This window comes from Acinetobacter sp. (assembly GCF_045628685.1).
Classification (GTDB): domain Bacteria; phylum Pseudomonadota; class Gammaproteobacteria; order Pseudomonadales; family Moraxellaceae; genus Acinetobacter.
In genome coordinates, this window is the sequence record NZ_JAZQPV010000102.1 from 1 (window position 1) to 10086 (window position 10086).

Sequence of the window (10086 nt, forward strand, 5' to 3'; positions counted from 1 at the left end):
CCAGTACATTCAAGATGGTCTAGTCGCTACTGGTCACGGCAGCGTTCTCGAGCACGCAGTCGTCAACATCGCCTTCATCAATGTCTCCCGCGTGTTCACTCACGAGCTCGTACGTCACCGTGCTGGAGCTTCGTACTCGCAGACGTCGGGGCGTTACGTGCGCCTCGGCGAGCTGTCGTTCTGGCTGCCAACCTGCATCGAGGAAGACCCGACTCTCAAGGCCCTGTTCATCGAGGCAGTTGAGAACCAGGAAGCAACCCTCGCAAAGATGGTTGAGGCTGCTGGTTTGAATGACATGAAGACCCAAGCTGACTTCACCAAAAAGAAAATCCTGACAAGTGCCTTCCGCCGCATCGTCGGCAATGGTGTGGCTAACAACATCACCGCCTCGTACAACCACCGTGCACTTCGCTTCCTGCTCACGCAGAGAACCAGCCGCCACGCTGAAGAGGAAATTCGCCTCGGCTTCAATGACTTGTTCGGCAAGCTGGCAAGTCGTTACCCTGCCATCTACGCAGATGCCCAGCACGTAAATATAGATGGGTACGACGAGATAACGTTCGGCCGCGAAAAAGTCTAAGGAGAAATAAATGGGACACGACACAAGCGAAATGATGTGCACCAAATGTAGTCAATGTCGTTGTGTGTGTCCCCCAAAGAAGGAGGACGTATCGCATGAAAAATCAAACGTTGAAGCAATTAAAGTGAAAACTTTCTTTCGTTTCATGCGACCTGTTCAATTTTGCTATCAACGACATTGCATTGAAGCAACACCAGCGGGTGGCATTTGTTTCTTCGTCACCCCAATTGAAACAGAAGAAAAGGTGATTAATGTGTCATTCTCTATTTGTGATGGGAAATCACTTTTCAATCGTGCAATAGCTAAGCAACTTGCAGCTCTTCAGCCATCACATCGTATTACGGTAACCAAGGTGACAGCAAATGAAATTGCTGACTCATATCTAAAAGTGTATCAGCTTGATGACTTGAGCAGAATGGTTGAAAAAATTCGCCTTTCAAAGAAACGTGCTGACCTTCAAGCTAAGTTGCATAAGGACGCAATTGAAGCACTTAAATTACGACAGAGATATTATGCACTCAACACATCATAAAATTGGAAATATTCTCGAAGAAGTAAAGCAGGGCATCATCATCCATCAGGTGAATGCCCAGGGTGTAATGGACGGTGGTATTGCTCTCTCAATTCGCAATAAATGGCCAAAGGTCTGGAAAGACTACTCAGCCATCGTAAAACCAAATCAGCCCGACAATGGCTTCCAGTACATGGGCAAGGTGATCTACACTGAGGTTGGGCCCGAGCTCTGGGTTGCTAGCATCGTGGGCCAGCAGTTCTATGGTCGTGACAAGCGACAGGTTTACACGTCATATGAGTCCCTTGAGATGGGATTCCATAGTGTCGGCAACTTCGCGCTCAATAAAGACCTTGACGTCCACTACCCGCTCATCGGCTGCGGCCTGGCAAATGGCGACTGGATCACCGTTTCGCAGATTATCGCCAATAGACTTGTTAAAATAAAGCATACACTTTGGGAATTACCTGAAGAGTAAGGCCTCGTAATAACCAAAAGAGCACGTAACAAGCGAACCGCGCGAGATCATGATCTCGTATGTCAATCGGATTTAATCCACAAAATTCAACTGTTAAGAAAATTGGTCGAGAAGAACTTGCTGGAACTGTCGGGCTTTCAGTAAAGACACTGAAGCCCTTCTTTAAGAAAGCGGAGCCAGCAACGTTTCTTGACAACTTTAATAAGTTCGTCGTCAGGTACCCCTCAGAAGCCAAAGCCATTAGCGACCTTCGCCCAGACGGAGTAGGTCCTGGTGAGCTTGTCGCCTGGTTTCTTTTTGACAACATCGATCTTGGTGGTAAAAATTCATGCATTGATCTTCTTGTAGATGGGAAGGGATTTGCAGAGATGAAGGGTGGCTCGTACGATAAAACGAACCACGCCATCAAGGACTTTAAGATCACAAAGGACTCAGACCCTGCAGTTGACCTACTACGTAAGGACCTTGACGAGTTCAATGAGACGTACTGGAAGATCACAGGTTCATGTCTGACGGGTTGGGACCCTGGCAATATTCTCACAACAACGTTAAAGGCTTGGGAGACGATTGATCTCAACAAGGAAGCGAAGCAGTACGCCGGGCCGATACACGGTTCCATCAAGCTTACGGTCCATGCCAATGGGGATGTCTTTCAAGAAGGTCAGAGCTCACGCATTGGAAATTGGAAGCAGAAGGGTTTTCAGGATCACTTGCGCAAATTTATGCTGTCTGACGTAAAGATCGCTGTAAATAATCGTACCTCTACCCTCACTAAAGTAGTGGCACGCTGGAAACAGCAGGCCTACACAGATTACTTGAGGGGAAAAAGATTTGCGTTGGTAAATACGTCAACGATGAGGATGGAGTATTTAGGTGAACTAACGATTGATATGATTGGTCTTTATCGTGTCACGCGCAATCAACCGCTGGCACGGATTTATCTTCCAAAGGAAACGCAGCAAAATGGGTGAACACATCGATACACGGGGTCCACGTCGTAAGAAAACAAACGAGGGCAAAGACATCCTGGACCGGAAACGTCGTGTTACTTTCAAGAATTACATTCGCGAGCTCGAGGAAGAGGAGCTGATGAACGATAACGATCTTGATGATTTTAATGATGAAGGGAATGATTAGAAACTATGAAATTACTTCAATCGCTTTTGCACTTGTCTGAGAATGAGGAGCTGATGACTGATGATGATGATGATGATGATGAGTCTTCAAAGACATATGAGCTTGAGAAAAATGTTTCAGTCCTAATCCTCAAGGTCTTTCGTAAGTGTGGCATCTCTGTTGCTGAGCGCGAATCACGGTCCTCTGGTGTCCGTGATGCTGGTGATCATTGGGGTTATGATATCCTTTACTTCAATGATGATAACGAAGCCACTGTAACTGTTGAAGATGTGACAATGAGCGGAATTGTCAAGCTTGCAAATGCTGGTCTAATCGATGGTGATGTCCAATTAATCCCAACAAGTGATGGGACTATTAACATGACCTTCAAAGTGCACGCTAATATGCCTCAGGAAACGCAAAGTTAGATTGACCTGTTCCACCAAGTTTCACTAACGCATAAATAAGTGAAACATTCAATGGTGGAATAATGCTAGTGATACCAATTAAGGGTGACAAGATTGAAACGAAGGATGGAGTTTCCTTCAATGTTCTTTCGTACACCAACTACAGGGACCGCGGTCCAGCGGTCTACGTCGAACACACCCCGTCAGTGCCTTCCGACGCAGTGTATTTCTTCGATATCGCCAAGATCAATGGCAAGTCCGTTGAGTACATGGCCGGTCCAAAAATCTTCCGTTCCCTCGGTCCACTAAAGCGTAAATGGCAGCTTCCTCAGCCAAACGACACCGTTACTTGGCGTTCCCCATCGGGGCCTGCTGACGTCAATGTCAAGAACTACAAGCTACATAAACGTGGAGATCTTTCCAAAGGTCTTCTCATTGTAGCGCAGGACACCGACGCGCAGGAGCAGGTCCTCATCCGCCTCGATCAGATCATCGATGTTAAGCGTGACATCGGTAATGACCTTTTCTCGCGCGACAAATTTCTCTCATACTACAGCGACTACCGCGGCGCAAAATAAGAGTGTACTTTCTTCTCAGGTTGGTGTATAATGTTTTCATCGTATATCACTTGGGAGTTTTCATGGATCGATTCTACGCTCTGCGACTGTATGGCACCAACCATCTGTTCGCAGGATTCAAGCCGACTGACAAGGCCGGTGTCTTCCAACCAGTCTTCGTTACCAGGATGCTGCTGAAATGAGCGTGAACTTTTCAATTGGCCACATCGTTCGTACCTACCCAACTACGGATGATGCCTTCGAAGCAGGTGAAGTCGTAGGATTTGATGGCGAGAAGATCGTTATCTGTGAAATCATCAATGGGTATCGTTTTCCAGACCAAGTCATCTCGCGCTTTAAAGTTGAAATGTTTTCTTTCATGGGAAAGAACGGGATGTACGAGATCGACGACATAGTAACAGTGTACGGTTACGAAGGAACGTGGAAGGTCGAGAAGTTTGCTCAAAATCCACGAAGCACAGAGAGTGAATGGTGTGCAGCCCTCCTGCACGAAAATGGACTGAGACGGCTATTTTGGCCCGCTCACCTTCTCATGAAAGATACAAATGGAAACTCACGACGACCACCATCATAATTCCGGAAATCCAATTGGCACCTTGATTTCCATTGTCCTCCTTCTTGTGGGAGGGCTGTTCGGCTTCTTCGGTTGGGCTGCAGCAGTAGCAGGATGTCGTTACCGTGTTGTACGCACCCTCATGTGGCCTTTCACCTTCATCATCACCCAGTTCTGCGGCGGCATGGCCTTCCTCTGTGTCTTTGGGTTTATCTCATTTGTCATTGGCGCCCATGGGATGGCAAATTACATCTTTGGGCACACAGGCGATCTCACCTTTCTTACAACGCTGTTCGGTGAACGTGATCTCCCAATGATCCATATTATCGTGTTTCAATTCTTCCTGTGGTTGATCATGGGACGCACAATGGGACGCCACCTTTCATTCTCAATTTATGACCTGGCTATTCAGACGATTGGGTATAAAGAAGGCATTCACCCATACTATGTCCGTGAACGTATCCGTCAAGAAGATAGTGGTTATGCAAAAGCCGAATACCACTTCACCAAGACTGGTAAACCTCCTCTCCTCGGCCTGCTTCTTGTCGGCCTGTCACCAACCCCAATTCACGAATTTTACTGACTTCTGGCTCTCCTAAATACATTCGTGCGGGAACGCACGAACCATATAGGAGAAGAAATGCGTAGAGCCGAATCACTGCCGTCAACTGAAGAAGTAGGAATCCCTTATGACATGATCAGTCTTGAGTCTCTTGGGACCTTCATGTTATTCGGCGGAATTGATGGAACCACAGCTTTTCAAGCATGTGAATTTGTCATCAAAGCAAATATGCTGCAACAGAGTAATAACCCAATCACCTTCCTTATCAATTCTCCTGGTGGAAACGTGAATGATGGATTTGCGATCATTGACATTATGGAGACCTCACGTCTCCCCGTGCAAACTGTCGGGACAGGCGTCATCGCATCAATGGGGCTTTTGATCCTTTCTGCAGGTGAAAAAGGTTCACGCGTTCTAACACACAACACTGAAATTATGGCCCATCAATGGATGGGCGGAATGGAAGGAAAGTTCCACGAACTCATGGCAATGACAAATGAACACCTTCGATTGAAGCAGATGTTTATTGATCATTTCCTTCGGCATTCCACAATGACAGAAAAACAGATTAATGATATCCTGTTTTCACCTTCTGACCGCTGGCTTACTCCTAAGGAATGCAAGAAGTATGGTCTTGTTGATCGTGTTACCGAATATCTTGACATTCCCCAAGGTCCTGTTTCACGTCCTAAGAAAGCGTCCTTAAAGAAATCATCGTCTCGAGGTGCTGTACCCCAGACTGAAGAACCTTAGCAATAGTTGGATTATTTCCAAATGCCCACAGCTTATCTTGAAGCTGTGCTTTAAGGTCGATGAGCTGAGATGTTGTCAGCTCATCCCAAGTGTTCCTAGGCGGAATTGGTGTTTCTGTCTCATCCGCAAAACGTTCTCCATCTTGTCCCGCTTCCATATTGCCATCCTATTAGTTGAGTTGAGATGATATTATTTAAGCAAGCTGGGATACAGTCATGATTCACCGGCCCATATAAATAGATTTGTATAATTCAAGGGCACGGAATGAAACAACACAGGAAAGTCTTCGTTCACACACCGTTTGATCACTCTGCTGATCAGCCCTCGTCCTTAATCTCTTCGGGCATGACAATCAAAGATTGTGTCCAAGAGTCCATCAAGAGCCTAACTACCTCCAAAGTGATGGTACACTTTGTGTCCTTCATAGCACCTTCACGCGCTCCGCTGATTGGATCCGTTTCGTGATGAAGTTAAACTTCATCACGTTTTTTGTCATCCCATGTTCCAGGAGGATTTAATGGGAAAACACGCTATGTCTAAGCAACGCTATCCACAGCCTATCAACCCACAGGGGAGTAACGCTATTCATCTCAAGTTTCGTCCGACACCAAAAAATGAATCACAACGACATTATATTGAATCTTTAACCAATGCTAAGTTGACGATTGGGGCCGGGCCTGCAGGTTCAGGTAAGTCGTTCCTCTCGATGGCTGTTGCAGTTGAAAAGCTTCTCTCTAATGATGTATCTAAGGTTGTGATTACTCGCCCTATCGTTGAGGCTGGTGAATCTCTAGGCTTTTTGCCAGGCACATTTGAAGAGAAAATTTCACCTTATCTGCTGCCTCTTCTTGATGCATTGAATGATCTCGTTGGGCCAACAATGGCGAAGAAGCTACTAGAAACTGGAAAAATAGAGTTTGCCCCTCTCGCATACATGCGCGGTCGCACGTTCAATAACTGCTATGTCATTCTTGATGAAGCTCAGAATACAACTATTGAACAAATGAAACTGTTCGTGACCCGTATTGGTGAGTATTCTCAGTTCGCGGTGAATGGAGATGGTTCTCAGTCTGACCTTCGTGGCGTTCCAGAAAATGGACTAGAGTGGATATCGAGAAAACTTTGCGGAAAATCAAAGGACATCAATGTTATTCAGTTCCAAACGCGTGATGTAGTTCGTTCAGATATCGTACGCACAATCCTCCAACACCTTGATTCACCGGAACCAGAGAAACGTCCTACTGCAATTCGCCATGAATTCAGAACTCAAGATCCTTCGCTTCTGCGAGCAAGTCAGATGCAACAGGGGCAGGTGATCTGATGATATCAGTGAGAGGTTTCAATGAAGGCCTCTCACTTTGCTATCCCCATAAATAGAGTGCCTGACTAAAGAAAGCCGAGCAGCCAGGCACTCATCCATACTCGGCAGGGGAGAATCAAAATTTATATCTTAACTTGGAAAAATCCAGCTCTTAACACGAACAAGAGCGCCGGTGTCAATGTGCCCGTCGGTTCGGTAGTTTCAAATAAAGCCTCGCTCCGTTTTACTGGGAAAGGCGCAGCAAATTATGGCCAGATTCAGCAAGAAAACCTGATGCGCTTACTTGAGAACTTTGCTGATGGTGCGGAGCCTCTTTATCCTACTGTTGGCCAACAGTGGTACGATACAACAAATAATATTCTTAAAGTATGCACCGCAACCGAAGGTGGAGTAAAGTGGCGTTCCCTTGGAGGGATTCAAGCAACTCCAATAAATTCTCTTCCACCATCACCTGCAGCTATTGGTGATATTTGGGTGGAGAAAAATGGCACAAGCTCTGGAATTATGTACATCTATGACGGGTTTGGTCGCCATGGCGGCACTTCAACTACTATAGGCGGTTGGAGTCAAGTATGGCCTGCAGTTGAGGTTACAGCTGGACGTGAAGAGTATGATGCGCTTCTCGCAATTGTAAATCAGCTTATTGGACCAACTGCGAATGGTGGTTCAGAGGCGCTAGGTACCCTTACACCAGCATTGCGAAATCTTTCAGCATTGGACACTTCATTCCAGACAAAGTTTTCAGGAATGACGACACGTGACCCAAATGTCCTAGTTCCAATTACTGATCCAAATTCTGAGTTGACCGTTGATGTAACTTCTCAAGACTGGGATCTGCTATTGGCGGCGGCCCGATTTGCAGTGGCACGTTTAGATTTACCTGTTGGCATGATTGAAGATATTTCTCCTATGCCTTTTGTTTATGATGGACGTCAAGTGCCTGCAGAATTACTGGCTTTACCCGTAAATGATGTAATGTACCCGTCCTTAGAGCGTAGATCTAAACGACACTTTGGCATTGTGACCATGATCCGTGCATTCTCGGAAACAATGAACGTGCTAAATGCTGCCCTTGCCAACCGTTATTCTATCAAAGGTATAAATGGGGCAAATGGAGCAAATCCAAACTTTGCAAGTAACGTCACGACCACGAGGCATGTTTCTTGGTCAGGAAACGCAAATAACGCAACTGGTGCAGATTTAACTCTTCGTCTTCGTTTCAATACACCGAAAGAACTTGATACCTTCTTATATTCTGGCGCCGTAATTCAAATTACGGCAACACATGCCGGCTCTGGCGCGAATGATATTAATTTGAAAACGCTGTTTGATTCGCGTGGGGTTCTACGAATTACTGCTGATAAGGTAAGGATTTTCTCCAATGTATTTCCATTGAATATGAGTGCCGCCCCAGTAGGAACTGGATTTAATGGATCTACAACCACATCAGCAATTATTGCGAATCAGTCTATATCAAATGCAACGTATGAAGTAGGAGTTGCAGTGGCAAGCACGCGTATGTACCTTGAAGTAAGGTTCCACTTCTTTACACCTGGTGCCCTTACTGGCACAACGAGCCTATCATTTGACATTATTAGGGATGCATCTACCTTCACAAAAGGTGCTTCAACTTCTAATGCTTTTGGTGCGCCACTTCCATATGCCGCTGCCGATAAGATTGGATCTACGACTTGGCTTACCTGAATATAAGTTACATACTGTAGGATACACCTCCTCAATGATTGTTACATGTGGTATAATATTATTAACGTTGGTACTTTAACCAATGTAACAATCATAAGCAGGAGAAGAGGTTTAAATGAATCCTAATAGGACGCCGCGCGTGGAGGTAGGACAAATCTATCTCAATGAGCAAATGAACGAGTACTTGATTGTCACAAAAAACGTTCGTGGGCAGATTTGGTATGAAGGCTCAGGGTTTCGAGGACAACTTGAAGACTATGACTTCACTGAAAAGTTTCCAGCAGTGGACCCTCAAGATGTAGACCCCAGTGAAATTAAATATTTGCTCTCTTTCTGTCCCGAGGGGACAGAAGCTTCCATAGGATTTGTTGATGAATAAATAAGTTATCAACAAATCCTATGAGGAGAAGTGTCATGCGTATCGTTAGTCGCTTAAATGAAGATGAAGCACAGCTGGCACGGTTAAAAGACATTCTTGAAGCTGCATCACACGGTGTGATTTCAGAAAATGGCGATACCAAACCTGGGCAGACACTAAGTGACCTGGTAACCCAAATAGATGAACTAGCTGCTGACTATATGGAAACAGTCGACGTTCTAGAAGAGAACTACGAGGCGCTGCAACATGAGGTACTCTCACTCAACGCCCAATGCCTTCACCAAGAGAAGATGATAACGAAGCTGATCGAGGGCGTTCGTTACGATGACGCCCTCGAGTACGCCACCATTGACCTTATCGACTCTCTTCTCGGATCTGGAGCTGCCTCTACTACCTTCAGCGGCAATCTCTCATTTGATCCTCGAGTTGTCCTCGTCAAAGATGACTTCAAACCTATCCTGCGTCAGGCCATTGAAACATGGGTCAACATGAAGGTTCGTTGATCTGCGTCAACACCAGGTGAAGACCTTAAAAATCTTCACCGGTGTGCATAAAGTTGTGTACATCCGGTTCTCCTGTGATATAATAACTACATCAACCAGACAAACAAGACAAAGTCAAGGTTGGAAAACTTTAAATCACTTTCAAGGAGTTTTAAAATGACCAAATCGATGAAAAACGCCGCCGTCGCTACCACCGCAACCGAAGTCACCGTCAAAGGACGTGTCCTGAAAAGCTTCGAGCAGAAACTGGCAGATACCGCCAAGGCAACTGCCGAACGCAAGCGCTTCAGCTTCGGCCCGGTCTGGAACAAGGGCGTGATCGACGGCACCGTCACCGACCACGCCAAACTCGTCGAGCAGGCAGTCAAACTGAAAGTGAACGCTCGCAGCGATGCGAAGCGCCTGAAGTTCGAAACCCTGCGCCAGAAAGTCGCGGCCGAACTGGTCAAGCGCGCCGAAGCAGAGGCCGCTGAAAAGGCCGAGCAGGAGGCCGCCGACACGGTGATCGCCCAGACCACTGCGATCGAAGAAGTCCAGCCGCAAGCTGAAAAAGTGGCGGCATAAATGGCACCGCCGGTCCTCGGTTCAGTTGAACCGAGGACAATTCGAACGAAAATTCGTCGTCGTCGTCGTCGTCGTCA

The 10086-nt window shown here is 46.3% G+C and carries 15 protein-coding genes; all 15 read left to right on the forward strand.

Going from position 1 to position 10086, the window contains the following annotated elements:
- Nucleotides 1-580: FAD-dependent thymidylate synthase (locus tag ACKI4H_RS13395; RefSeq protein WP_407306524.1), on the forward strand; the 580-nt coding region annotated here is incomplete at its 5' end.
- Nucleotides 581-590: 10 nt separating this feature from the next.
- Nucleotides 591-1112, forward strand: coding sequence for a hypothetical protein (locus ACKI4H_RS13400; protein WP_407306526.1), 522 nt, complete (start codon nucleotides 591-593; stop codon nucleotides 1110-1112).
- Nucleotides 1093-1569 carry a hypothetical protein gene (locus ACKI4H_RS13405; protein ID WP_407306528.1) on the forward strand — a complete coding sequence of 159 codons (477 nt, stop codon included), beginning with the start codon at nucleotides 1093-1095 and terminating at the stop codon, nucleotides 1567-1569. The genes ACKI4H_RS13400 and ACKI4H_RS13405 overlap by 20 nt, the downstream gene beginning before the upstream one ends.
- A 59-nt stretch (nucleotides 1570-1628) precedes the next feature.
- On the forward strand, nucleotides 1629-2540 hold the full coding sequence (locus tag ACKI4H_RS13410) for a hypothetical protein (protein WP_407306530.1): 912 nt from the start codon (nucleotides 1629-1631) through the stop codon (nucleotides 2538-2540).
- Entirely contained in the window at nucleotides 2533-2706 is a 174-nt protein-coding gene (locus tag ACKI4H_RS13415) for a hypothetical protein (protein WP_407306532.1), read from the forward strand. Before ACKI4H_RS13410 ends, ACKI4H_RS13415 begins: the two co-directional genes overlap by 8 nt.
- A 5-nt stretch (nucleotides 2707-2711) precedes the next feature.
- A complete protein-coding gene (locus tag ACKI4H_RS13420) occupies nucleotides 2712-3113 on the forward strand; it encodes a hypothetical protein (protein ID WP_407306534.1) in 402 nt (133 codons plus the stop codon).
- Between the two features lie 62 nt (nucleotides 3114-3175).
- Nucleotides 3176-3670 (forward strand): hypothetical protein, encoded by a 495-nt coding sequence (locus ACKI4H_RS13425; RefSeq protein WP_407306536.1) that lies wholly within the window; start codon nucleotides 3176-3178, stop codon nucleotides 3668-3670.
- Between the two features lie 178 nt (nucleotides 3671-3848).
- Nucleotides 3849-4244, forward strand: coding sequence for a hypothetical protein (locus ACKI4H_RS13430; protein ID WP_407306538.1), 396 nt, complete (start codon nucleotides 3849-3851; stop codon nucleotides 4242-4244).
- Nucleotides 4216-4806 carry a hypothetical protein gene (locus tag ACKI4H_RS13435; RefSeq protein WP_407306540.1) on the forward strand — a complete coding sequence of 197 codons (591 nt, stop codon included), beginning with the start codon at nucleotides 4216-4218 and terminating at the stop codon, nucleotides 4804-4806. Before ACKI4H_RS13430 ends, ACKI4H_RS13435 begins: the two co-directional genes overlap by 29 nt.
- Before the next feature lie 57 nt (nucleotides 4807-4863).
- A complete protein-coding gene (locus ACKI4H_RS13440; protein WP_407306542.1) occupies nucleotides 4864-5538 on the forward strand; it encodes an ATP-dependent Clp protease proteolytic subunit in 675 nt (224 codons plus the stop codon).
- Nucleotides 5539-6055: 517 nt separating this feature from the next.
- Nucleotides 6056-6859, forward strand: coding sequence for a PhoH family protein (locus tag ACKI4H_RS13445; protein ID WP_407306544.1), 804 nt, complete (start codon nucleotides 6056-6058; stop codon nucleotides 6857-6859).
- 180 nt (nucleotides 6860-7039) lie between these two features.
- Nucleotides 7040-8563, forward strand: a complete 1524-nt coding sequence (locus ACKI4H_RS13450; protein WP_407306546.1) for a hypothetical protein — start codon at nucleotides 7040-7042, stop codon at nucleotides 8561-8563.
- A 115-nt stretch (nucleotides 8564-8678) separates the two neighbouring features.
- Nucleotides 8679-8942 carry a hypothetical protein gene (locus tag ACKI4H_RS13455; RefSeq protein WP_407306548.1) on the forward strand — a complete coding sequence of 88 codons (264 nt, stop codon included), beginning with the start codon at nucleotides 8679-8681 and terminating at the stop codon, nucleotides 8940-8942.
- 35 nt (nucleotides 8943-8977) lie between these two features.
- On the forward strand, nucleotides 8978-9445 hold the full coding sequence (locus ACKI4H_RS13460; RefSeq protein ID WP_407306550.1) for a hypothetical protein: 468 nt from the start codon (nucleotides 8978-8980) through the stop codon (nucleotides 9443-9445).
- A gap of 156 nt (nucleotides 9446-9601) precedes the next feature.
- Nucleotides 9602-10009, forward strand: coding sequence for a hypothetical protein (locus tag ACKI4H_RS13465; RefSeq protein WP_407306552.1), 408 nt, complete (start codon nucleotides 9602-9604; stop codon nucleotides 10007-10009).
- Nucleotides 10010-10086: the final 77 nt, after the last annotated feature.

What these genes read in the sequence shown, in the direction of transcription:
- ACKI4H_RS13400 (WP_407306526.1), top strand. Translation starts at nt 591, where the DNA reads ATGGGACACGACACAAGCGAAATGATGTGCACCAAATGTAGTCAATGT.
- ACKI4H_RS13405 (WP_407306528.1), top strand. Translation starts at nt 1,093, where the DNA reads ATGCACTCAACACATCATAAAATTGGAAATATTCTCGAAGAAGTAAAG.
- ACKI4H_RS13410 (WP_407306530.1), top strand. Translation starts at nt 1,629, where the DNA reads ATGTCAATCGGATTTAATCCACAAAATTCAACTGTTAAGAAAATTGGT.
- ACKI4H_RS13415 (WP_407306532.1), top strand. Translation starts at nt 2,533, where the DNA reads ATGGGTGAACACATCGATACACGGGGTCCACGTCGTAAGAAAACAAAC.
- ACKI4H_RS13420 (WP_407306534.1), top strand. Translation starts at nt 2,712, where the DNA reads ATGAAATTACTTCAATCGCTTTTGCACTTGTCTGAGAATGAGGAGCTG.
- ACKI4H_RS13425 (WP_407306536.1), top strand. Translation starts at nt 3,176, where the DNA reads ATGCTAGTGATACCAATTAAGGGTGACAAGATTGAAACGAAGGATGGA.
- ACKI4H_RS13430 (WP_407306538.1), top strand. Translation starts at nt 3,849, where the DNA reads ATGAGCGTGAACTTTTCAATTGGCCACATCGTTCGTACCTACCCAACT.
- ACKI4H_RS13435 (WP_407306540.1), top strand. Translation starts at nt 4,216, where the DNA reads ATGGAAACTCACGACGACCACCATCATAATTCCGGAAATCCAATTGGC.
- ACKI4H_RS13440 (WP_407306542.1), top strand. Translation starts at nt 4,864, where the DNA reads ATGCGTAGAGCCGAATCACTGCCGTCAACTGAAGAAGTAGGAATCCCT.
- ACKI4H_RS13445 (WP_407306544.1), top strand. Translation starts at nt 6,056, where the DNA reads ATGGGAAAACACGCTATGTCTAAGCAACGCTATCCACAGCCTATCAAC.
- ACKI4H_RS13455 (WP_407306548.1), top strand. Translation starts at nt 8,679, where the DNA reads ATGAATCCTAATAGGACGCCGCGCGTGGAGGTAGGACAAATCTATCTC.
- ACKI4H_RS13460 (WP_407306550.1), top strand. Translation starts at nt 8,978, where the DNA reads ATGCGTATCGTTAGTCGCTTAAATGAAGATGAAGCACAGCTGGCACGG.
- ACKI4H_RS13465 (WP_407306552.1), top strand. Translation starts at nt 9,602, where the DNA reads ATGACCAAATCGATGAAAAACGCCGCCGTCGCTACCACCGCAACCGAA.